The sequence below is a fragment of the Micrococcus sp. M4NT genome (assembly GCF_033790745.1).
Lineage (GTDB): Bacteria > Actinomycetota > Actinomycetes > Actinomycetales > Micrococcaceae > Micrococcus.
The window spans coordinates 12,600-33,516 of the sequence record NZ_JAMYEH010000009.1 but is presented as its reverse complement, the minus strand read 5'-3'; the positions used below and the strand labels follow the sequence as shown (position 1 = coordinate 33,516).

The 20,917-nt window shown below is 73.7% G+C and carries 20 protein-coding genes and 1 tRNA gene; 12 read left to right on the top strand and 9 right to left on the bottom strand.

Translation table 11 applies throughout. The features are described 5' to 3' along the window. Complete coding sequence (locus NJC10_RS07530; protein ID WP_319075645.1) at window positions 1-561, bottom strand: tripartite tricarboxylate transporter TctB family protein; 561 nt, start codon at window positions 559-561, stop codon at window positions 1-3. Further along, the gene (locus NJC10_RS07525; protein WP_319075643.1) at window positions 558-1,562 is read right to left on the bottom strand and encodes a tripartite tricarboxylate transporter substrate binding protein; all 1,005 of its coding nucleotides are present in this window, start codon (window positions 1,560-1,562) and stop codon (window positions 558-560) included. The genes NJC10_RS07530 and NJC10_RS07525 overlap by 4 nt, the downstream gene beginning before the upstream one ends. A gap of 167 nt (window positions 1,563-1,729) precedes the next feature. Here NJC10_RS07525 and NJC10_RS07520 point away from each other — a divergent pair, with 167 nt between their 5' ends. Next, complete coding sequence (locus NJC10_RS07520; protein ID WP_319075641.1) at window positions 1,730-2,080, top strand: universal stress protein; 351 nt, start codon at window positions 1,730-1,732, stop codon at window positions 2,078-2,080. 91 nt (window positions 2,081-2,171) lie between these two features. Here the strand turns inward: NJC10_RS07520 and NJC10_RS07515 are convergent, their stop codons facing one another. Further along, a complete protein-coding gene (locus tag NJC10_RS07515) occupies window positions 2,172-3,452 on the bottom strand; it encodes a Glu/Leu/Phe/Val dehydrogenase (RefSeq protein WP_319075638.1) in 1,281 nt (426 codons plus the stop codon). 246 nt (window positions 3,453-3,698) lie between these two features. Here NJC10_RS07515 and NJC10_RS07510 point away from each other — a divergent pair, with 246 nt between their 5' ends. Continuing rightward, window positions 3,699-4,106, top strand: coding sequence for a hypothetical protein (locus NJC10_RS07510; RefSeq protein WP_319075636.1), 408 nt, complete (start codon window positions 3,699-3,701; stop codon window positions 4,104-4,106). A 17-nt stretch (window positions 4,107-4,123) separates the two neighbouring features. On the opposite strand, the gene NJC10_RS07505 is transcribed toward NJC10_RS07510, so the two are convergent. Continuing rightward, window positions 4,124-4,210: transfer RNA gene (locus NJC10_RS07505), tRNA-Leu, on the bottom strand. Window positions 4,211-4,362: 152 nt separating this feature from the next. On the opposite strand from NJC10_RS07505, the gene NJC10_RS07500 reads away from it, so the two are divergent. Genes NJC10_RS07500 through pknB form a run of 7 tightly spaced genes read left to right on the top strand, consistent with a single transcriptional unit; the run spans window position 4,363 to window position 14,484 of the window. Next, window positions 4,363-5,199 (top strand): DUF3662 and FHA domain-containing protein, encoded by an 837-nt coding sequence (locus tag NJC10_RS07500; protein WP_319075634.1) that lies wholly within the window; start codon window positions 4,363-4,365, stop codon window positions 5,197-5,199. Further along, window positions 5,196-5,786, top strand: coding sequence for an FHA domain-containing protein (locus NJC10_RS07495; protein ID WP_319075632.1), 591 nt, complete (start codon window positions 5,196-5,198; stop codon window positions 5,784-5,786). Before NJC10_RS07500 ends, NJC10_RS07495 begins: the two co-directional genes overlap by 4 nt. 4 nt (window positions 5,787-5,790) lie before the next feature. Beyond that, on the top strand, window positions 5,791-7,359 hold the full coding sequence (locus NJC10_RS07490; protein WP_319075630.1) for a PP2C family serine/threonine-protein phosphatase: 1,569 nt from the start codon (window positions 5,791-5,793) through the stop codon (window positions 7,357-7,359). Beyond that, a complete protein-coding gene (locus NJC10_RS07485) occupies window positions 7,359-8,795 on the top strand; it encodes an FtsW/RodA/SpoVE family cell cycle protein (RefSeq protein ID WP_319075628.1) in 1,437 nt (478 codons plus the stop codon). The genes NJC10_RS07490 and NJC10_RS07485 overlap by 1 nt, the downstream gene beginning before the upstream one ends. Further along, window positions 8,792-10,237 (top strand): peptidoglycan D,D-transpeptidase FtsI family protein, encoded by a 1,446-nt coding sequence (locus tag NJC10_RS07480; protein ID WP_248116692.1) that lies wholly within the window; start codon window positions 8,792-8,794, stop codon window positions 10,235-10,237. Before NJC10_RS07485 ends, NJC10_RS07480 begins: the two co-directional genes overlap by 4 nt. Then, on the top strand, window positions 10,234-12,231 hold the full coding sequence (locus tag NJC10_RS07475; RefSeq protein WP_319075625.1) for a protein kinase domain-containing protein: 1,998 nt from the start codon (window positions 10,234-10,236) through the stop codon (window positions 12,229-12,231). Before NJC10_RS07480 ends, NJC10_RS07475 begins: the two co-directional genes overlap by 4 nt. 21 nt (window positions 12,232-12,252) lie before the next feature. After that, on the top strand, window positions 12,253-14,484 hold the full coding sequence (gene pknB / locus NJC10_RS07470; protein WP_319075623.1) for a Stk1 family PASTA domain-containing Ser/Thr kinase: 2,232 nt from the start codon (window positions 12,253-12,255) through the stop codon (window positions 14,482-14,484). Between the two features lie 48 nt (window positions 14,485-14,532). Here the strand turns inward: pknB and NJC10_RS07465 are convergent, their stop codons facing one another. Then, the gene (locus tag NJC10_RS07465; RefSeq protein ID WP_319075620.1) at window positions 14,533-15,189 is read right to left on the bottom strand and encodes an aminodeoxychorismate/anthranilate synthase component II; all 657 of its coding nucleotides are present in this window, start codon (window positions 15,187-15,189) and stop codon (window positions 14,533-14,535) included. 164 nt (window positions 15,190-15,353) lie between these two features. Here NJC10_RS07465 and NJC10_RS07460 point away from each other — a divergent pair, with 164 nt between their 5' ends. Beyond that, on the top strand, window positions 15,354-15,665 hold the full coding sequence (locus tag NJC10_RS07460; protein ID WP_248116700.1) for a cell division protein CrgA: 312 nt from the start codon (window positions 15,354-15,356) through the stop codon (window positions 15,663-15,665). Window positions 15,666-15,860: 195 nt separating this feature from the next. On the opposite strand, the gene NJC10_RS07455 is transcribed toward NJC10_RS07460, so the two are convergent. Further along, a complete protein-coding gene (locus tag NJC10_RS07455; RefSeq protein WP_319075617.1) occupies window positions 15,861-16,724 on the bottom strand; it encodes a rhomboid family intramembrane serine protease in 864 nt (287 codons plus the stop codon). A 104-nt stretch (window positions 16,725-16,828) separates the two neighbouring features. Further along, window positions 16,829-17,362, bottom strand: a complete 534-nt coding sequence (locus tag NJC10_RS07450) for a peptidylprolyl isomerase (protein WP_282442663.1) — start codon at window positions 17,360-17,362, stop codon at window positions 16,829-16,831. Window positions 17,363-17,569: 207 nt separating this feature from the next. Between NJC10_RS07450 and NJC10_RS07445 the strand changes: the two genes are divergently transcribed. Then, on the top strand, window positions 17,570-18,739 hold the full coding sequence (locus NJC10_RS07445; RefSeq protein WP_319075614.1) for a hypothetical protein: 1,170 nt from the start codon (window positions 17,570-17,572) through the stop codon (window positions 18,737-18,739). A 62-nt stretch (window positions 18,740-18,801) separates the two neighbouring features. Here NJC10_RS07445 and NJC10_RS07440 read toward each other — a convergent pair whose 3' ends face one another. After that, window positions 18,802-19,026: an amphi-Trp domain-containing protein gene (locus NJC10_RS07440; RefSeq protein ID WP_248116708.1), complete on the bottom strand. Its 225-nt coding sequence runs from the start codon at window positions 19,024-19,026 to the stop codon at window positions 18,802-18,804. Window positions 19,027-19,081: 55 nt separating this feature from the next. Between NJC10_RS07440 and NJC10_RS07435 the strand changes: the two genes are divergently transcribed. Next, window positions 19,082-20,119, top strand: a complete 1,038-nt coding sequence (locus tag NJC10_RS07435) for a nucleoside hydrolase (RefSeq protein ID WP_413466415.1) — start codon at window positions 19,082-19,084, stop codon at window positions 20,117-20,119. Here NJC10_RS07435 and NJC10_RS07430 read toward each other — a convergent pair. After that, a complete protein-coding gene (locus tag NJC10_RS07430; protein ID WP_319075610.1) occupies window positions 20,068-20,835 on the bottom strand; it encodes a queuosine precursor transporter in 768 nt (255 codons plus the stop codon). The two genes, NJC10_RS07435 and NJC10_RS07430, sit on opposite strands and share 52 nt — an antisense overlap. Window positions 20,836-20,917: the final 82 nt, after the last annotated feature.

Genomic DNA, 20,917 nt, shown 5'->3' with positions numbered 1-20,917 from the left:
TCAGAAGCCACCTCCCAGGATGCCCGAGGGCAGGGTCAGACCGAGCACGACCGCGAACGCGAGGTACGCGAGCGAGGAGACGAACAGGGCCACGAGGATGTCGAACACCGGCCGCGGCGAGCCGAAGGCGCGGGCCACGGTCCAGAACAGCAGGGCGCCGGCCAGGATCCAGCCGAGCCACGGCAGCAGCAGAGCGAACGCCAGGAAGCCCAGGAAAACCCAGGCCAGGGCGGAGAAGTCGGAGTGGAAGCGGGTGAGGGGACCGGCCGGCTGGCCGACCTCGCCGTCCGCGTCCGCCTGGCCCTCCGGGGACTCGCGCGTCACCACCACCTGGACGGCGAGGGCCACGGCGAGCACCAGCCCGACCGCCGCGAGGATCAGCGGGAAGAACGAGGGGCCGGGGAAGTCCATCCCCTCGGTGTCCATGCGGAGCGAGCCGATCAGCAGGTAGAGGCTGAACGCCGCCAGCACGCCGGGCATGACGAGGGCCGAGAGGCCGGTGGCACGCCCCCAGCGGGAGCGCTCGGGCGAGACGGCGGGGACGGTGGTCGAGTCGCTCATCGGATCTCCTCCGTCAGCCTCTGGATGCGCTGGACCTCGTCGTCGATGAACGTCTCGAGCTCCGGCCCGGTCAGGGGCACGAGGTTCCAGTAGTTGCGCTCCACCGCGTCCGCCCACTCGGGGGTCTGCAGCGCCTCGGTGACGAGCGCCTCGAGATCGGCCCGGTCCTCGGTGGAGATCCCGGGAGGGGCGAAGACGCCGCGCCAGTTGGTCAGCGTCACGTCGTAGCCCTGCTCCCGCAGCGTGGGGATGTCCTCGACGCCCGTGAGTCGCTCCGGGGCCACCACGCCGAGCGCCCGGAGGCGGCCGCCCTGCACCTGGGGGTACATGTCGGCGAAGCCGCCCGCCGTGGCCTGGGCGGTGCCGTTCAGCAGGGCCTGGATCGCCTCTCCGCCGCCGTCGGAGTTGATGTAGGTGGTCTCCTCCACATCGATCCCGGCCTGCCCGGCGAGGTCCGCCATGACGAGCTGGTCGAAGGATCCGCCGCCGGTCCACCCCACGTGCGGCGGATCCGCGCGCCATGCCTCGATGAGCTCGTCCATGCTCTGGTACGGCGAGTCGGCGGGGACCACCACGAGGTTGTACTCCTCCACGGCGCGGGCGATCGGCGTGACGTCGGACAGCTGCGGTCCCGCCCCCCGGGCCGCGTGGGTCGCGATGTGTCCCGTGCCGCCCACCATCAGGTTGTTCGGCTCCTCCAGCGTGCTCAGCTGGCCCAGGCCGATGGTGCCGCCGGCGCCGGGGATGTTCACGACCTGCACGTTGTTCACCAGGCCGTTCACGCGCATCGCCTGCTGGAGCTCCCGCTGGAACGAGTCCCAGCCGCCGCCGGCCGCGGCCGGGGCGATCAGGGTGAGGTTGGTGCGGACGTCCGTGCCGCCCGAGGCCGAGCCGATGGAGAACGCGCTGGCGGCGATGACGGTGATCACCGCCACCACGGAGAACAGGAGGCGGCCGAGGCCGCCGCGGCGAGGCGGATCGGCCGTCGAGGAGGAGGGCATGCTGGGGTCCTTCTGACGAGACCCGGCAGGGCGGAGACGTCCGCGCCGACGGGTCTTGGTGCGAGTGGTGGTGAGACGGTATCAGCGATGTGGGTCACATTTGATCGAGGGCGTCACATGTCTCCTGGAGGGGACAAACGCCCGACCCATCGCGCACAGTGGACCCCATGACTATCGTGATCGCCGGCACCGGTTCCCCCGAGAGCGCCGCAGCCCACCGGGCCGCCCTGAGTGAGGCCGCCCTGCGCGGCGAGAACCTTGTGTACTTCTCCCTGGACGGCACGGAGCCGGACCCGTCCGAGGCGGGGGACGCGGGCGTCGAGGTGTCCGTGGAGCATGCACAGGAACGCGGACGGGACGCCGTCGGAGATCTGCTGGACCACGCCGAGCGCATCGGCGCGACGCGGATCGTGGTGGGCGTGAAGCACCGCTCCCCCGTGGGCAAGCTCCTCCTGGGCTCCGCCGCCCAGCAGCTCATCCTCGAGGCCCGCGTGCCCGTGCTCTGCGTGAAGCCCTGACCCGCACCCCGGTGACGACGTCGGCCCCACGCCTCCGAGGGGGAGACGCGGGGCCGAGGTGCAGTGCACAGGCGCCCTCAGGCGCCCCCGATCACGGGTAGAGGCCGCGCAGCAGGTGCGCGTCGGCCACCCGCTCCACCGCGGTCACGGTGGCGGCCTCACGAAGGGTGAGGCCTCGCTTCTGGCTGGCCTCAAGGAGCGCGTCCCACGCGGTGACCATGCGCTTCTCGAGGCGCTCGTCCACCTCCTGGCGGGACCACCAGTAGGCCTGGTTGGCCTGGGCCCACTCGAAGTAGGAGACGACCACGCCGCCCGCGTTGGCCAGGATGTCCGGCACCACGAGGACGTCGTTCTCGGTCAGGATGCGGTCGGCGGCGGAGGTGGTGGGCCCGTTGGCGCCCTCCACCACGATCCGCGCCTTCACGTCGCCCGCGTTCTCCTCGGTGAGCACACCCTCGACGGCGGCCGGGACCAGCAGGTCCACGTCCATCGTCAGCACGGCGGCGGCGTCCATCGGCTCGGTGTCCGGGGCGTCCACCACGCTGCCGGTCTCCAGCATGTGCGCCAGCAGCGAGTCGTAGTCCAGGCCGTTCGCGTTGTGCACGGCGCCGTACTGGTCCGAGACCGCAACGACCTTGACGCCGGCCTCCGCAAGGAACTCGACCGCGCCCGCACCGACCTTGCCGAAGCCCTGGACCACCGCGGTGGCGCCCTCGGGCTTGATGCCGCGGTGCCGCAGGGCGGCGAGCGCGACGTGCACGACGCCGGCCGACGTCGCCGACGCGCGGCCCAGGGAGCCGCCCAGGGCGACGGGCTTGCCGGTGACCACGCCGAGCGTGGTGTGGCCGCGGCTGGTGGAGTAGGTGTCCATCATCCAGGCCATCATGCGCTCGTCCGTGCCCACGTCCGGGGCGGGGATGTCCTGGTCCGGGCCGATGATCGGCAGGATCTCCGAGGTGTAGCGGCGGATGACGCGCTCGAGCTCGCCGGCCGAGTACTGGCGCGGGTCAATGCTGACGCCGCCCTTGGCGCCGCCGTACGGCACGTCCAGGAGGGCGCACTTCCAGGTCATCCACATGGCCAGCGCGCGGACCTCGTCGAGCTCCACGTGGGGAGCGAACCGCACGCCGCCCTTGGCGGGGCCGCGGGAGAGGTTGTGCTGCACGCGGTAGCCGCGCAGCACCTCGACCTCACCGGAGTCGCGGCGCAGCGGAATGCTGACGGACATCTCGCGGCGGGGGGTGGCGAGGAGCTGGTGCAGGCCCGCGTCGTAGCCCAGGGTGGCGACGGCGGCGGCAAGCTGGTCCTTTGCGTCGTCCAGGGGGGAGCGGGGCGCCGGCGCCGTGGCGGCGCCGGTCGGGGTGGTCGTCATCGTTGAACGTCCTCGGGAGTGGGGGATGGGGCCACCGGCAGTCCCTCGATCAGGTCCCCGCATCGTCGAGGGTCCCGGGACCGGCCGGAGCGCACGGCGAGGCCTGCGGAACGAGGACTCGGGCGTGCCTCGCCAGCGTAGTGGGCGACGTCGGCGTGCCCCAGTGCTGACGAGCTGCGATGTGCGTGACGTGGAACGCCGCCGGCGGGACGGAAGAACCCCCTGGGCTGGATCGGCTCCTCCCCCATGCCCTCCTCCCGCTCCTCCGAGTCCGGCACGGCGACGCCGAGCACCCCCGCCTCTGCGTCCGCGGCCCCGTCCGACGCTCAGGGCACCGCCCGGGCCGCACTGGACCAGCTGGCCGTGAAGGGCCGCGCGCCGAAGACCGGCGACAGCCGGGAGGAGTTCGGCCCGGCCTGGACGGACGTGGACCGCAACGGGTGCGACACGCGCAACGACATGCTCGCCCGTGACGTCGCGGAGCAGCGGACGGCGTTCGCCGACGACCCGCTGAACCTGCTGGCCGTGGACGGGCCCGCCCACATGCAGATGTCGGATTCGGACGCCGCCTCCTGGCTGCCGAAGGACAAGGCCTGCCGCTGCGACGACGTGGCGCGGCACCCCGCGGGACGACGAAGGCCCCGGATCGGATGATCCGGGGCCTTCGCAACTGGTGCGCGAGGGGGGACTTGAACCCCCACGTCCTTTCGAACACTGGCACCTGAAGCCAGCGCGTCTACCTATTCCGCCACTCGCGCGAGTGGCTTCCTGCTCGTGATCCGCTTTTCACACGAACCGCCGCAGGCAGCGAGGGATACTCTACCCGCACGCCCGGCCGCCCCGCAAATCCTCTCGCCACGGTCCGGCCCCGTACTATCGGAGGCGACGACTGTGGAAAGGGGCCCCATCGGTGGGACTTCTGGACAACCTCGAACACGGCCTGGAGAAGGCCGTGCGCTCCGCGTTCTCCGCGGGCGGCTCACGCTCGGTGAAGCCGGTGGAGATCGCCACGGCGCTGCGGCACGCGATGGACGACGAGTCCTTCGCCCTGTCGGAGGGCTATACGGTGGCGCCCAACGACTTCGTGGTCCACTTCTCCCCCGCGGACTTCGAGCGTGCCCGCGCGTGGGGCAGCCCCTTGGCGAGCCAGCTCTGCGACGAGGTCATCCGCCACGCCGAGACCCAGGGGTACGGCCTCCCCGGCGCGGTGCGCGTGGCCTTCCACGCGGACGAGGCGGTCCGCCCCGGCAGCCTGCGCGTCGTCTCGCACCTCGACGACGGCTCCTCGAGCTCCTCCTCCCCCGCCGCTCCGGCGCCGACTGCACCCGCACCGCCGCCGGCACCGGCAGCACCGCAGCCCGCACGCCGGCCGGCCCCGCGCCGAGCCGCTGCGCCGGCCGTCCAGCCCACCGTGGTCCTGCCCCGCGAGCCGGCCCAGCCCCGCGTTCCCGCACTCGAGCTGGACGGCGTCCACCACCGCATCGACGCCACGGACGTGGTGCTGGGCCGGTCCGCCGAGCGCGCCGACCTCGTGGTGCCGGACACCTCGGTCTCCCGCGAGCACGCGCGCCTCGTGCGGGTGGGCGCCACGGTCACCCTCATCGACCTGGGCAGCCGCAACGGCGTGCTCGTCAACGGCCTTCGCGTCGACGGCTCCACCACCCTGCGCGAGGGTGATCGGATCACCGTGGGCCAGACCGAGCTGGTCTTCCACGCCGCTGCGCCGACCGGAGGGACCCGGGCATGAACGAGCTCGCCATCGCCGTGCTGCGCCTCGGCCTCCTGCTGGCCCTGTGGATCCTGATCATCTCGATCGTCCTCTCCCAGGGACGGGACCTCGTGGTGGGCCGACGCAACAAGACCCGCTTCGAGCAGGCCCGGCGCGACGCCGAGGTCCAGGCCCCCGTCGCCCGGGTGGCCGCCGGCCCCGTCCCGGCCACCGCCGGAGCCTCCGCGGCCGGGTCCTCGCCCGCGGCGCCGTCGTCGTCCCCCGCACACGCCGCGCCCGCCGCCGCGAGCGCCCCCACCCTCCCTGCCCCGCGCCTGGCCCGCACCCTGCGCGTCGTGGAGGGCCCGCTCGCGGGCCGCACGGTGGAGCTGGACGGCCGCCCGCTGCTCATGGGGCGCGCGCAGGACGCAGGCCTGGTCCTCGTGGACGACTACGCCTCCGGCCGCCACGCACGGCTCTTCCCGCAGGGCACCCGCTGGTTCCTCGAGGACCTGGGCTCCACCAACGGCACCGCCGTGGACGGCGTGCCCGTGACCCGCGCTCTGCCCGTGGGCCCGGAATCGGTGATCCGCATCGGCAAGACCGTCATGAGGCTCGAGGCCTGATCCGATGACCCTCGTCCTCCGCTTCGCCGCTCGGTCCGACGTGGGACGCGTGCGCTCCAAGAACGACGACTCCGCCTACGTGGGCCGTCACCTGGCGGTGCTCGCGGACGGCATGGGCGGGCACGTGGGCGGCGACGTCGCGAGCGCCTCCACGGTGCTGGACCTGGCCCCGCTGGACGACGTCGGCTACAAGGACCCGGGCACGGTCCTGCCGGACGAGATCCAGAACGCGAACCTGATCCTCAACGAGCTCGTGCACGCCAACCCCAAGCTGGCCGGCATGGGGACCACCTGCACCGCCGCGCTCCTTGCCGGCGAGACGCTGCACATGGCGCACATCGGCGACTCGCGGGCCTACCGCCTCGCCGACGGCGCGTTCTCCCAGGTCACGCGCGATCACACGTTCGTGCAGAAGCTCGTGGACGAGGGCCGCCTGGAGGCTGCCGAGGCGCAGTTCCACCCCAACAAGAACGTCCTCATGCGGGTGCTGGGAGACGTGGACGCCTCCCCCGAGCTCGACGTGTTCGACGTGCCCGTGGCGGCCGGCGAGCGCTGGCTGCTCTGCTCCGACGGACTCACGGACGTGGTCACGGTGGAGCGCATCCACCAGGAGCTGGCCGAGGGCGAGGCCCTCAACACCGTGGTGGACAACCTCGTGGACCTCACCCTCAAGGGCGGCGCCCCGGACAACGTCACCATCGTGGTGTTCGAGGTCGCGGAGGGCACGCCCGAGGAGCTCGCCCCGCCGCCGGAGGTGCACCTCTCGGAGGACGCCCTGGCCGTGGCCCAGGCGCCGGAGGCCGGCGCGGTGTCCGGGCGCCTGCTGCGCGAGGACCTCGCGGCGCGGCCCCACCTGATCGTGGGCGCCGCCTCCTCTGCGGTGAAGACCGACCGCATCCCCGTGGTCACCCGCAGCTCCACCCGCCGCCGCGCGGCCGCCCTGCTCGGCGAGACACCCGCCCCGGAGAACCGTCCCCGCCGGACGGCCGCGCTCCTCACGAGCGGCGGCGAGTCCGTCACCCCCGCGCCGCTCGACTCCGCTGACGGCCCGTCCGACCGTCCCGGGACCCCCGGGGAGGCGGAGGCCGCGTCCGCGTCGGACACCGCGGCGGCGGGCGCCGTCGGGACCCCGGAGGGCTCCGCGACCGCGCAGTCCCCGGCGGACGGCGCCGACGGCGACAGCCGCCGCAGGCGCGACGGGAAGCCGACGCAGTACCGCCGCGGCTGGTTCATCCCCGTGTTCACCACCCTGCTGGCCCTCCTCCTCGCCGCCGTGGCGCTGTGGGGCTACCTGTGGACCCAGACCCAGTACTACGTGGGCGAGGACGCCGGGCAGGTGGCCGTGTACCGCGGCGTCCCCCAGCACCTGGGCCCGCTCGACCTCTCCCATGTGGACCGGCGGACCGACCTGTCCGTGGACGGCCTCCCCTCGTACGCCCAGGAGCGCGTCCGCTCCGGCATGGCGGCCCGTGACCTCGGCCACGCCGAGCAGATCGTGACCGAGCTGAGCGAGTCCCTCGCCCCCGGCGCCCCCGCGCCCACGGGTGAGACCCCGGAAGGAGGCGAGCGCTGATGCCCGACGTCATCTCCCCGCCGCGGCCGCGCCGCACCACCGAGCTGATCCTGCTGGTCTTCGCCCTGGCCGTGGCCGTCGGCGCGGACCTGCTGGGCATCCTGGGCGCGGGCGGCACCGTGACCCGCACGGACCTCGTGCCCCTCGGGGTCTTCGCCGCGGCCACCCTCGTGATGCACGTCGTGCTGCGCCTGCGCGCGCGCTACGCGGACCCCTTCATCCTGCCGATCGCCGCGCTGCTCAACGGCCTGGGCATCGCCGTGATCCGCCGGCTCAGCGAGGACACGCGCGGGGCCAGCGCCGACTCGCAGCTGATGTGGTCCGTCCTCGCCGTCGCGGCGGCCACGGCCCTGGTGTTCCTGGTGCGGGACCACCGGCTGCTGCGCCGCTGGCCGTACCTCTTCCTGGCGGCCTCCGCCCTCCTCCTGGTGCTGCCGCTCGTGCCCGGCCTCGGTCTGAGCGCCAACGGCGCCCGCATCTGGGTGAACGTCGGCTTCGGCACCTTCCAGCCGGGCGAGATCGCCAAGATCACGCTGGCCATCTTCTTCGCCGGGTACCTCTCCGCCAACCGGGACCTCATCCTGCTGGCCGGGCGGCGCGTGGGCCCGCTGACGTTCCCCCGGGTACGCGACCTCGGCCCGCTCGTGGCGGCCTGGCTCGTGGCGCTCGGCGTGCTCGTGTTCCAGCGGGACCTCGGCTCGGCGCTCCTCTTCTTCGGCATGTTCATGGCCATGCTGTACATCGCCACCTCGCGGTTCTCCTGGATCCTGCTGGGCCTGGGCCTGGTGGCCGCGGGCGCGGTGCTGGCGTTCCTGTTCATGCCGCACGTGACCGCCCGCTTCCAGATCTGGCTCCACGCGTTCGACCCGGAGATCTACCACCGGGACTTCGGCGGCTCCTACCAGGTGGTCCAGGGCCTGTTCGCCATGGCCTCCGGAGGCCTCATGGGCACGGGCCTCGGAGCGGGCAACCCCACCCAGGTGCCGCTGTCCTTCTCGGACATGATCCTCGCCAGCATCGGCGAGGAGCTCGGCTTCGTGGGCCTGGCCGCCGTGCTGGTCCTCTACCTGCTCCTCGTCACCCGCATGATGCGGGCGGCCCTCGGCGTGCGGGACGCGTTCGGCAAGGTGCTCGCCTCCGGCCTGGCCTTCACCATGGCGTGGCAGGTCTTCGTGGTGATGGGCGGCGTCACCCTCGTGCTGCCGCTCACCGGCCTGACCACGCCGTTCCTGGCCGCAGGCGGCTCGTCCCTGCTGGCCAACTGGATCATCGTGGGCCTCGTGCTGCGCATCTCGCACGCGGCCCGCCGGCCCGTCGTGGTGGACGCCATGGTGAACGCCTCGGGCCCCGGCGCCGGCCACCTCGACCCGGGCGCGGAGCTGCCGCGCGCCGCCGTCGCCTCCGGCTCCTCCTCCACGGGGGGTGGCCCGCGATGAACGAGGCGATCCGACGCACGTGGACGGTCATGGTGGCCATGTTCCTGGTGCTGGCCGCAGCGGCCTCCGTGATCCAGGTGGTGGCCGCGGACCGGCTCAAGCAGAACCCCCTGAACTCGCGCCAGATCTTCCTGGAGTTCGGCGCACCACGCGGGCCCATCCTGGTGGACGGCGAGCCGATCGCCGAGTCCGTGGAGTCCGACGACGCCTTCACCTACCAGCGCGTCTACCACGACACCGCGCTGTATGCGCCGCTGACCGGCTTCTACTCGCTCACGTACGGCACGGAGGGCCTGGAGAAGGCCATGAACGAGCAGCTCGCGGGCACCCCCACCTCGCAGTTCATGGACCGTGCCGTGGAGATCATCACGGGCGCCACCGCGGAGGGCGACCAGGTGGAGCTCACGATCGACCCGGAGGCCCAGCGCGCCGCCTACGCCGCGCTGCCCGAGGGCGTGCGCGGCTCCGTGGTGGTCACGGACCCCGAGACGGGCGAGATCCTCGCGATGGCCTCCCGCCCGGGCTTCGACTCCAATGCCCTCTCCTCCCACACGCGTGCGAAGGCCCAGGAGGCCATGTCCGCGCTCGAGGCGATCCCGGGCGCGAGCGCGTACCGCAACCGTCCGTCCGAGCAGACGGTCTCCCCCGGCTCCACGTTCAAGCTGATCGACGCCGTCGCCATGCTGGAGTCCGGCGACTACGCCCCGGACGACGTCCTGGACGTCCCCGCGCGGTGGACCCTGCCCGGCACCTCGGCGCAGATGGGCAACTACGACGGCGGCCAGTGCGACGGCATCGAGAAGGCCACGCTCACCACGATCATGGCCCAGTCCTGCAACACCCCCTTCGCGATGGCCGCCGTCGAGCTCGGGGAGGACGCGATCCGCGACACCGCCGAGCGCTTCGGCTTCAACGAGGAGGGCTCGATGCCGCTGCCGATCGCCGCGTCCCGCTTCCCCGAGGACCTCGACGACGCGTCCCTGGCGCAGTCCGCCATCGGGCAGCGCGACGTGCAGGCCACGGCCCTGCAGATGACCATGGTGGCCGCGGGCATCGCCAACGAGGGGATGGTGATGGAGCCGCAGCTGGTGCGGGCTGTACGCCGCCCGGACCTGACCACGGTGGAGGAGTTCAGCCCCCGGGAGCACGGCCGAGGCACGGACGCGGACGTGGCGCGGCAGATCACGGGGATGATGGAGGAGGTCGTCCGCAGCGGCACCGCGACGGGCGCGGCCTCGGACAGGATGAGGATCGCGGCGAAGACGGGCACGGCGGAGATCGGTGACAGTGAGAACGTGCACTCATGGATCACCGGCTTCGCGCCGGCGCAGGACCCGCAGGTCGCGGTGACGATCGTCATCGAGGACGTGGACACGAGTTTCGGACACCGGACAGTGGTGGAGGGCATGAAGAGCATCATGGAAGCGGTGGTCGCAGAATGAGGCCGACATCGGGGATCACCCTCGGGGGCAGGTACCAGCTGACCGATCGGATCGCGATCGGCGGCATGGGCGAGGTCTGGAAGGCGCGGGACAAGGTCCTGGGCCGGATCACGGCCGTGAAGATCCTCAAGGAGGAGTACACGGGCGACCCCAACTTCCTGCGCCGCTTCCGGGCCGAGGCCCAGCACACCGCCCTGCTCAACCACCCCGGCGTGGCCAACGTGTACGACTACGGCGAGGAGAAGGGCTCCGCCTACCTCGTCATGGAGCTCGTGCCGGGCCAGCCGCTCTCCGCGATCCTGGAGAAGGAGACCTCCCTCTCCCCGGAGCGCACCCTGCGGATCATCTCCCAGACCGCCGCGGCGCTCTCCGCCGCCCACGCGCAGGGCCTGGTGCACCGGGATGTGAAGCCCGGCAACCTCATGATCACGCCCTCGGGCCGGGTGAAGGTCACGGACTTCGGGATCGCGCGTCTCGCGGACCAGGTGCCGCTGACGGCCACGGGGCAGGTGATGGGCACCGCCCAGTACCTGGCCCCCGAGCAGGCCACGGGCCAGCAGGCCACCGGGTCCTCGGACATCTACTCGCTGGGCATCATCGGCTACGAGGCCCTCGCCGGCCGCCGGCCGTTCACGGGCGAGTCCCAGATCGCGATCGCCCTCGCGCAGGTCAACGACACCCCTCCGCCGCTGCCGGACACCGTCCCCGCGCCGGTCCGCGCGCTGATCATGTGCATGCTCTCGAAGGACCCGAGGGAGCGTCCCTCCGACGCCACGGCCCTCTCCGACGCGGCGGACGCCCTGCGCCAGCGGGACACACGGGCCGCCGTCGCCGCCGCGCCCGTGCTGGCCTCGTTCCTGGAGGAGCAGGGCGTGCCGGCCGAGGCGGACCAGGAGACCGCCACGCTCGACTACGCGGGCATGCGCGCGACGCATCAGAGCGGCTCCGAGGACGGCCGGGAGGGCGGGGACGGCCCAGCCACCGCGGAACTGCCCGTGGCCGCCGAGTCCGCGACCCAGGCCGACCAGGACATCTCCGCCACGCGCCCGGCGGACACCCGCCCCTCGCCCATGGTGGCGCCGGCCGAGGAGTCCTGGGGCGCCCCCGCGGCGGCGCCCCGGTCGGGCTCCGCGCCCGCGGGCCGGCGCCGAGGACCCCGCTGGCCGCTCATCGCCCTCCTCGCCCTCCTCGTGTTCGCGGTGCTCGGCGCCCTGCTGTGGCCCCTGATCATGGGGGCGCGCGACGGCGGCGCCCCAGGCTCCTCCCCCTCGGCCTCGGCCGTCCAGGTGGACGCCGAGGCCTACCGGGGCCGCCCCGTGGCCGAGGTGCGCCCCGAGCTGGAGCGGCTCGGCCTGACCGTGGCGCAGGAGGACCGTGACGACCCGCAGCCGGAGGGCACCGTGGTGGGCGTGAACCCCGTGGGCCCCCTGCAACGCGGCCAGACCGTGACCCTGGCCGTCTCCACCGGCGCCGGGACACTCCCCCAGGACCTCGTCGGCCAGCCCGTGGACACGGTGGTCGCGCTGCTGCGCGAGCGCGGGTTCAGCGTGGACCGCGTGGACGATCCGGAGGCCGACGGCGCCGCCGGCGAGGTGGTCCGCGTCGTGCCCGGCTCGGGGGAGCGGCACCGCTTCGACACGCCCGTCCAGGTGATCGTGGCCACGGCCGGCTCGGGGACCGCCCCCGCGGCCCCGCCGGTGGAGCCGGCCCCGGCGTCGTCCTCGGCCCCCGCCGCGCCGCCGGCCGCGCCCAGCACCTCCCAGCCCGCCGAGAGCACCCCGGCCGCCCCGGTGACCCCCGAGGCCTCCCCGACCTCCTCGGCGGCCGAGCCCCTCCCGGAGCCGACCACGGAGGCCCCGGCCCCGACTCCCCCCGACCCCTCGTCGGCCGAGACGAGCACCCCGTCCCCCGCGGACGGGGACGCCTCCTCGCCCGGCGTGGCCGACCCCTCGGCCACGGACGTCCCGACGTCCACGGCGACCCCCGCCGGCTGACGCCGGCCGACGGAGGTGCCCGTGCCCGGACCCCGCATCCTCAACGACCGCTACCGGATCAACGAGCTGATCGGACGCGGCGGCATGGCCGACGTCTTCCGCGGCCGGGACCTGCGCCTGAACCGGACGGTGGCCGTGAAGCTGATGCGCGCGGACCTCGCCCGGGACGCCCAGTTCCAGGCGCGGTTCCGGCGCGAGGCCCGCGCCGCCGCCGCCCTCAACCACCCCTCGATCGTGGGCGTGTACGACACGGGCGACGTCTGCATGAGCGAGGACCAGCACCATCCCGTCGACTGCCCGTTCCTTGTCCTCGAGCACGTCTCCGGGCGGACCCTGCGCGAGGTCCTCGACGACGGGTGCGTGCCATGGCGGCGCGCCGCCGCGTGGACGGTGGGCGTGCTCGAGGCCCTCGAGCACTCGCACGCGGAGGGGATCGTCCACCGGGACGTGAAGCCCGCCAACGTGATGGTGACCCCCGCCGGGGACGTGAAGGTCACGGACTTCGGACTCGCCCGCGCCCTCGCGGACACCTCGGCGAACACGTCCCAGCAGACCGTGGTCGGCACCGCCCTCTACCTCTCCCCCGAACAGGCCACGGGGCGCGCGGTGGACGCCCGCGCCGACCTGTACTCGGCGGGCTGCGTGCTCTTCGAGCTGCTCACAGGACGGCCGCCGTTCACGGGGGACACCCCTCTGGCGGTCGCCTACCAGCACGTGCGCGAAACCCCTCCCGCGCCCTCGGAGGTGGCCTCCGGGCTGCCGCCGGCGCTGGACCCCGTGGTGCTGCGCGCCCTGCGCAAGGACCCGGCCGAGCGGTACGCCTCCGCCACCGAGTTCCGCCGTGCCCTCGAGGCCGCCGTCGCCGACCCCACCGCGCTCCCCCTCGCCGAGGACCTCGCGCAGGGTCCGCCCGACGACGCGGACACCCAGGCTGTGGCCGGGCACGCCGTGGCCGGCACCTCCCTGCCCGGAGCACCCTCGGCCGCCCAGCTCGCCGCCGCGGCCTCCGTGGACGGACGCTCCCCCAGCACCGGCTCGCACCACGCGGTGGCCCCGGCCCACCCGACCACCGTCCCCCTGGCCCTCGTGCCCGCAGCCCCGACGCCCGCGGGCTCCCATGCCGCGCCGCCGCCGCCCGAGCCGGGGACGTCCCGCCGTCGGCTCCTGGCCCTCGTGGGCGCCATGGGGGCGGTGCTGCTGCTCCTGGCCGCCGTCCTCTCCCTGACGCTGGGCGGGCGGGGCCTCGGCCCCTCGACGGTGCCGGACCTGCGGGGCCGGACCGAGGCGGAGGCCGTGGCGGCGCTCTCGGACGCGGGCCTCACCGCCGCCGTCGTCCCGGTGTTCCACGCCTCCGTGCCCGCCCAGCACGTGGTGGACACCGATCCTGCCGCCGGCGCCGCCGTGGACCGGGGCGCCGAGGTGCGCGTGCACGTCTCCCGCGGCCCCGCCGACGTCGTGGTCCCGGAGTCCCTGCAGGGCGCGCCCGAGTCCACGGTGCGCGCGGAGCTGGAGCGGCTGGGACTGTCCGTGTCCTCCGTGGAGTACCAGGACGCCGGCGGGATGGCGCGGGGCCGGCTCGTGCGCACGGACCCGTCGCTCGGCAGCGGCGTGGACTCCGGCACTCCCGTGGTCCTCTACCTCTCCTCCGGCATGGTGCCGGTCCCGGACCTGGTGGGGATGACGGTGGAGGACGCCCAGGCGACGCTGCGCCGGACGGCCCCGGACCTGGCGACCCGCGTCCAGTCCGACGGGGGCGGGGCCGTGGCCACCGGCGTCGTGGTGGGCCAGGATCCGCCCGCGGGGACTCGCGTGGACACCCGGTCCGCGATCACGCTGACCACGTCCTCCTCCGCGATCGCGAGCGTGGAGGGACCCGCCCTGGTGGAGGACCCGGCCGCGCCCGCCCCGTCCTGGATCGAGCCCGAGCCGACGCGGGACCCCCCGCCGGCGGAGCCGCCCGCCACCGCCCCGCGGCCGGATCCGACCACCGCGGCCCCGGCGCCTCCGAGCGACCCGCGGCCCAGCAGCGACGACCCGGAGCCGAGCACCTCCGTCGAGCCGACCCCGGACCCGAGCACTGAACCGCCGAGCGATCCCGTGCCCGGCCCGGACCCCTCGGAGCCCTCACCCAGTGGCCCGGCACCCGACCCGGAGCCGGATCCGACCGCACCGGCCGATCCGGACCCCTCGACCTCGGGCGGCGTGGAGCCCGTGGTCCCCGAGCCCTCGATCGAGCCGACGCCCTCCACGTGAGCCGCGGGGCGGCGGGGACCGCTCAGCCGTCCTCGTGGGCCTTCGTGGTCAGGCGTCCTCGCGGACGAGCGGCGTGAGCTGCGCGCCGCGCTCGGCGGCGCCGTCCAGCCCCACCGACTCGAGCCAGTTGCCCAGCATGCGGTAGCCGCCCTCGGTGAGCACCGACTCGGGGTGGAACTGCACGCCCCACAGCGGGGCCGTGCGATGCGCGAGGCCCATCACGACCCCGTCGTCGGTCTCCGCGGTGATCTCCAGGACGGACTCGTCCACCGTGTCGCGCACGGCGGCGAGCGAGTGGTAGCGGGTGGCCGTGAAGCGCTCCGGCAGCCCCGAGAAGGTCGCGTGCCCGTCATGGCGCACCACGGACGTCTTGCCGTGCATGAGCGTCTCGGCGTGCGTCACGGTCGCGCCGAACGCCTCCGCGATCGCCTGGTGGCCCAGGCACACGCCGAAGAGCGGCCGGCCGCCGTCGGCCGCGGAGCGGATGAGGTCGAGGGAGACGCCGGCGTCGGCGGGCGCGCCGGGCCCGGGCGAGATGAGCACCGCCGTGTGCTCCGCGGCCAGGGCGAGGACGCGCTCGGCGTCCACCTCGTCGTTGCGGATCACGGTGGTGCGGGCGCCCAGCTCCTGGAGGTAGCCCACCAGGGTGTAGACGAAGCTGTCGTAGTTGTCGACGACGAGCACGGAGACCGGAGAGTCGCTCACGAGGGCCGCTTCTTCCTCCCCGCCGCGCGAGGGCGGGGTGCATAGACTGGCCCGGCACGCCGCGCGCCGGTCCTTCGGCAGGTCAGGGAAGGATACCGCGTGGCCCCTGGACCCCCACGTCCCACCCGCGACGCCCGGACCCGGGCAGCAGAAGGAGCATCACCGTGGCAGCCCCCTCCGGCAAGCGCAAGGACTCGGCCCGCCGCAAGCGCGCCGAGCTCGAGAGGGCCCGTTCCGGCGCCCGCGCCTCCTCCGTGAGCACCGACCTCGGCGTCGTCGACGCCGGGCCCGCTCCCCTGCCCCGCTGGTACAAGGCCGTCATGTTCGGCCTGATGATCCTCGGCCTGCTGTGGGTCTGCACCTACTACCTCACGCAGGGGCTCTTCCCGCTGGTGGGCCTCGGCGGCTGGAACATCCTCATCGGCTTCGGCCTCGCCCTTCTCGGGTTCCTCATGATGTCCCGCTGGAGCGAATGACACGGGTGTGATTCTCCACAGCGGTGGACAACCCTGTGGAGAACTTCTTCGGCCCGCTGACGCGGCTGAAGCTGTTGTCCCCGGGTTTGTCCACAGGTGTGGACGGTGAGTGGGCCACTCCTGCACAGGGCCCCTGTGGACAGTCCGCCACCGCGGGGCCGGCCTGCCGGCCCGCGTGGCGCGGACCGGCACGGCTCACATCACCAGCGCGTCGAGTCCGATCCGGGAGGCCCCCAGTGCGGTGAGGCCCCCGAGTGCCGCCAGCGCGACCACGAGGCCCGCCACCTGGGCGCCCACCCCGCCGCGCCCCCGCCCGGGAGTGCCCGGCAGCGGGCCGAGCCGGGTGAGGACCAGGGCGACCGCCGCTCCCGTGAGCAGGCCGCCCACGTGCACCTGCCACGAGATCCCCGGCAGGGCGAAGGAGGCCGCGAGGTTCAGGCCGATGAGCACCGCGATCGAGCGCACCTGACCGCCGCCGATCCGCGTGAGGAGGAAGAGCGCCGCGAAGAGCCCGTAGACGGCGCCGGAGGCGCCCACCACCGGCTGCAGCGGGTCGGAGGTCCACAGGGCGAACACAGCTCCGCCGACCGCCGAGATCGCGTACAGGGCGAGGAATCGCCACAGGCCCAGCACCGGCTCGAGCACGCGGCCGATCACCCACAGGGCCAGCAGGTTCAGGGCCAGGTGAGTGGGCCCGGAGACGTCGTGCACGAGGGCGTAGGTCAGCAGGCGCCACGGCTCGAAGGCCAGCGGCGAGGTGTAGAGGCCTGCGTACCAGAGGGACGGCGTCACGCCGGTGACGGGGTCCCGGTACAGCCACTGCAGCGCGTACACGAGGGCGGTGAGCACGATGAGGCCGGTCGTCATCGGTGCCGCGGTCAGGGCGCCGAGGACGCCGCCGCGCCCATGGGACGCCCGCGCGGGGTCGGACGACGGCGTCGCGGCGGCGCCGCTGCCGGGTGCCGCGGCGCGGGCCGCGCAGTCCGCGCACACCATGGCGCCGCCGGCGGGGCGCTGGCACTCGAGGCACGCGGGGCGGCCGCACGCGGGACAGGCCACATACGCCGCACGGCCCGGATGCCGCGGGCACACCGGGGGTGTGCCGTGCGCGGACTCCGGGCCGTGCGGTCCTTCGGGGGTTGTGCTCACCGGGAGCGGGCCGCTCAGGCCTCGGCGATCTCGATGGACTCGATCACGACGTCCTCGAGCGGGCGATCGCGCGGGTCCGTGGCGACGGCGTTGAGCTGGTCCACGATCTCCTTCGAGGCCTCGTCCTTCACCTCGCCGAAGATGGTGTGCTTGCCGTTGAGCCAGCCGGTGGGCACGGAGGTGATGAAGAACTGCGAGCCGTTGGTGCCGGGGCCGGCATTGGCCATGGCGAGCAGGTAGGGGCGGTCGAACTGGAGCTCGGGGTGGATCTCGTCCCCGAACTGGTAGCCCGGGCCGCCGACGCCCATGCCCAGCGGGTCGCCGCCCTGGATCATGAAGTCCTTGATGATGCGGTGGAACACGGTGCCGGAGTACAGCGGGGCGCCGTTGTTCTTCTCGCGGGTCTGGGGGTGGGTCCACTCCTGCTCGCCGGTGGCGAGGCCCACGAAGTTCTTCACGGTCTTCGGCGCGTGGTTGCCGAAGAGCTCGACGACGATGTCGCCGTGGTTGGTGTGGATGGTCGCGGTGTGCGTTGCGTTGGCGGTCATGGGCGTCATTGTTCCACCCGCGGCCCCCGCCTGCCCCGGCTCGACCGACGCGCCCTCCGCGTCTTCGCGGTGGGCCGAATCGCGGCGCCCCGGCGGGGCGGTGCTCGAAGAAGGGGCGCGCTCGGACCGTGCCATGGCCACCGCACGCCACTAGGCTGATCTGGAGACGACCAGTCCAGCGAACATCCGACTGCACGGGAGGCAGACATGGCCCGCAAGAACCCGACCACCGACTCCGCGATCCAGCACGACGGCGGGACGGACACGTTCCTGACCCGCCAGGGCGAGATCCTGCGCCACTGGGCCGAGCCCAGGATCGAGGCCGCCCTCGCGTGGGGCGAGGCCGGCACCGCCTTCGGCGAGGTGGGCACCACCGTCGCCGCCGAGGAGGGCCGCCGCCGCGCCAAGGACGTCAAGCAGGACATGGCCCCCCTGGCCGAGCGCGCCGGCAAGGCCGTGGCCGGCGGCCTGGGCGCCGTCGCCCCCGTGGTCGCGAAGCAGAAGGACGGCCTGCACGAGTTCTTCTCCGCGCTCCAGGACCAGGCCGCCGAGCTGGGCGAGGAGTTCACCAAGGAGGCCGAGTCCGCCCGCAAGGCCGCGAAGAAGGCCGGCAAGCGCGGCGAGAAGAAGACCAAGCAGGTCCGCAAGGATGCCCGCGGCGCCGCCAAGAAGGCGGACACGAAGGCCGACGTGCTGGGCTTCCTGACCGCCCAGAAGGCCGGCAAGGCCAAGGACGCCGCCGCGAAGGGCGGGCTCACCGCCGCCGGGCTCCTGGCCGCCGCCGTCGCCGCCGTCCAGGACCAGGGCGAGAAGCTGGCCCCGCAGGTCCAGGAGCGCCTCGCCGAGGCCTCCCGCTACGCCGAGCAGCGCCGTGAGGAGTTCGCGCCCGTCGCCGCCTCGCGTCTGGCCGACGTGGCCGGCAGCGCCCGCCAGACCGCGCACGACGTCCAGGTGCCCACCTCCGTGGAGCAGGCCCTGATCGCCCTCACCGGGGACAAGAAGATCGTGGCCAAGCTGCGCAAGGGCGCCGAGCACTACGCCGGCCAGACCGAGAAGGACCTCAAGCGCACCGCGCGCAAGGCCGACCGCTCCGAGCGCGCGGGCGGCCGCGGCTGGATCGTCGCGGGCATGGCCGCCGCCGCCGCGGGCGCCGGCTTCGCGATCTGGAAGCTCACCAAGCCGGTGCAGGACCCGTGGGCCGCGCCGACCCCCGGCCCCATCACCGCCAACATCCCCGTGGTGGAGCGCGGTGCGGCGAACGACCCCTACGCCAAGCAGCGCGAGGCCGTCGCCGAGGCCACGGGCCACCGCGTCGTCGGCCAGGGCCAGGCCGTGGCGGACGCCGACGCCCGCGTGCTGGGCGAGCCCACCCGCTGACATGACGAGGCCCCGCCGGATCGCTCCGGCGGGGCCTCGACGTCGTGGGGGCCGTCAGCCGGTCACCAGGACAGGCTGATCTCCAGCTCGGACGTCCCGCCCTGCTCGACCTCCACCTCGACCTCCAGCTCCACCCGGTCGGGCACGGCCACGACGACGTCGCGACCGCCCTGCACCACCCGCACCTCGTTCTGGCGTGAGAGCTGGTCGGCGATCTCGCGCAGGCGCGCGGCCGCCTGCTCGCGGGTCATGGACTGCTTCTGCTCGTTCTCGAAGAGCTCGCTCATGAGGCCGAGGCTAGCGGGCGCGGCGGCGGAAGGCGATAGGGTCCGGACCGTGAGCATGCGCGTGCTGGTGGACATGGACCCGGGCATCGACGACGCGTGCGCGCTGATCCAGCTCGTGGGCGCCGGCGCCGAGATCGCGGCGGTGACGGCGGTGGGCGGCAACGCCTCCGCCCGGCAGTGCGCCCTCAACGCGGCCGGCCTGCTGGAGGTCCTGGGGCACGACGACGTCGAGGTCGCCCTGGGTGCGGAGGCCCCCCTGCGCCGCCCGGCCGAGACCACCCCGGAGACGCACGGGCCGCAGGGGCTGGGCTACGCGCGCGTGCCGTGGCGCGAGGAGCGGATCTCGGCGCGCCCCGCGCTCGACGTGTGGCTCGAGGAGCTGCGGGCACATCCTGGCCAGAGCGTGCTGCTGTGCACTGCTCCCCTGACGAACCTGGCCCTCGCCCTGCGCGCCGAGCCGCGCCTGCCGGAGCTGGCGAAGCAGATCGTGATCATGGGCGGCGCCTTCCACCACCCCGGCAACACCACGCCCACCGCGGAGTGGAACACGTGGTGTGACCCGGACGCGGCGAAGGAGGTCTTCGCGGCCTTCGAGGGGCTGCCCGAGGAGCGGCTGCCGATCGTGTGCGCGCTCGAGACCACGGAGCGGATCGAGTACACCCCCGCCCTGCTGGACGCGCTCCTCGCGGACGCCGGCCGCTCCCCCGTCGGGTGGAGCGCGGACCGTGCCCGGCAGCCCGGCCCCCTCGCGGGGACCGGGAGCGCCGTGCTGGACGTGCTGGCCGACGCGCTGCGGTTCTACTTCGAGTTCCACCACGACTACGACCAGGGCTACGTGGCGCACCTGCACGACCTGTTCGCCGCGCAGGTGGCCACGGGTCAGGCGGAGATCACGACGGCGGTCACGGTGATCGACGTGGAGGCAGACTCGGACCTGCTGCGCGGCACCACGGTGCACGACGACCGCGGCATCTGGGGCCGCCGCCCGAACGCGCGGCGCGTCACGGGCAACGACCCCGATGCGGTGTTCGCGGCGTTCGCTCAGGCGGCCGGCGAGGCCTCGCGGTGGATCTCGAAGCCGGGGGCCCGGTAGGTGGGCTCCCGCTTCTTGAGGGCTCGGATGATCAGCAGGGTGACAGGCACGATGAGGATCTCGATGAGCGTCTTGTACGCGAAGCCGGTCACCGTGTAGTTCACCAGTTCCAGCAGCGAGATCTTGCCGGCGAAGGCGATCGTGCAGAAGATCAGCGTGTCGAAGAACTGGCCCACGATCGTGGAGAGGATCAGCCGGAACGCCACGTGACGCTCCCTCATGCGCTCCTTGAGGCGGACCACGATGGTCGCGTTGAGCAGCGAGCCCACGAGGAAGGCGACGAAGCCGGCGATCGTGATGCGCAGCATCGGCGAGAGCGCCTGGTCCCAGACCTCGAAGCCCTCGACGGGCGTGGTCCAGGAGACCACCGTGTAGGTGAGGGCGGCGAGCACGAGCATCGCGAAGCCGAGGACGATGGCGCGGCGGGCCCGACGCCAGCCGTACACCTCGGCGAGGATGTCGCCGACGATGTACGCGAACGGGAACAGGAAGGCGCCGCCGTCGAAGATGAGGGGGCCGCCGTCGTAGAAGAGGTCCGAGATGACCGGGACGGTGGGGCCGTAGAAGAGCTTGGCGGCGGTGACGCCGGAGAGGATGAGGAGGGCGACGAAGACGCCCACGAAGATGTCGTAGTAGCTGTGGGGCACCGCGGCGTAGGACGCGGGGCCCTGCCCAGATGCGGGCTGGTCTGTGGTCGGGTGTTCGGTGGTGTTCACCGACCCATCCAACCATCCCGCGGGGCAGGCCCGGCGCGACGGCGGCGGTTCGCGTTGTCCACAGGGCATCCCGGAGGCGTGG

Coding starts and splice junctions, on each gene's coding strand:
- NJC10_RS07495 (WP_319075632.1), top strand. CDS start 5,196: ATGAACGAGCTCGCCATCGCCGTGCTGCGCCTCGGCCTCCTGCTGGCC.
- NJC10_RS07520 (WP_319075641.1), top strand. CDS start 1,730: ATGACTATCGTGATCGCCGGCACCGGTTCCCCCGAGAGCGCCGCAGCC.
- NJC10_RS07435 (WP_413466415.1), top strand. CDS start 19,082: ATGCGCGTGCTGGTGGACATGGACCCGGGCATCGACGACGCGTGCGCG.
- NJC10_RS07525 (WP_319075643.1), bottom strand. CDS start 1,562: ATGCCCTCCTCCTCGACGGCCGATCCGCCTCGCCGCGGCGGCCTCGGC.
- NJC10_RS07440 (WP_248116708.1), bottom strand. CDS start 19,026: ATGAGCGAGCTCTTCGAGAACGAGCAGAAGCAGTCCATGACCCGCGAG.
- NJC10_RS07530 (WP_319075645.1), bottom strand. CDS start 561: ATGAGCGACTCGACCACCGTCCCCGCCGTCTCGCCCGAGCGCTCCCGC.
- NJC10_RS07475 (WP_319075625.1), top strand. CDS start 10,234: ATGAGGCCGACATCGGGGATCACCCTCGGGGGCAGGTACCAGCTGACC.
- NJC10_RS07480 (WP_248116692.1), top strand. CDS start 8,792: ATGAACGAGGCGATCCGACGCACGTGGACGGTCATGGTGGCCATGTTC.
- NJC10_RS07445 (WP_319075614.1), top strand. CDS start 17,570: ATGGCCCGCAAGAACCCGACCACCGACTCCGCGATCCAGCACGACGGC.
- NJC10_RS07510 (WP_319075636.1), top strand. CDS start 3,699: ATGCCCTCCTCCCGCTCCTCCGAGTCCGGCACGGCGACGCCGAGCACC.
- NJC10_RS07515 (WP_319075638.1), bottom strand. CDS start 3,452: ATGACGACCACCCCGACCGGCGCCGCCACGGCGCCGGCGCCCCGCTCC.
- NJC10_RS07485 (WP_319075628.1), top strand. CDS start 7,359: ATGCCCGACGTCATCTCCCCGCCGCGGCCGCGCCGCACCACCGAGCTG.
- NJC10_RS07490 (WP_319075630.1), top strand. CDS start 5,791: ATGACCCTCGTCCTCCGCTTCGCCGCTCGGTCCGACGTGGGACGCGTG.
- NJC10_RS07450 (WP_282442663.1), bottom strand. CDS start 17,362: ATGACCGCCAACGCAACGCACACCGCGACCATCCACACCAACCACGGC.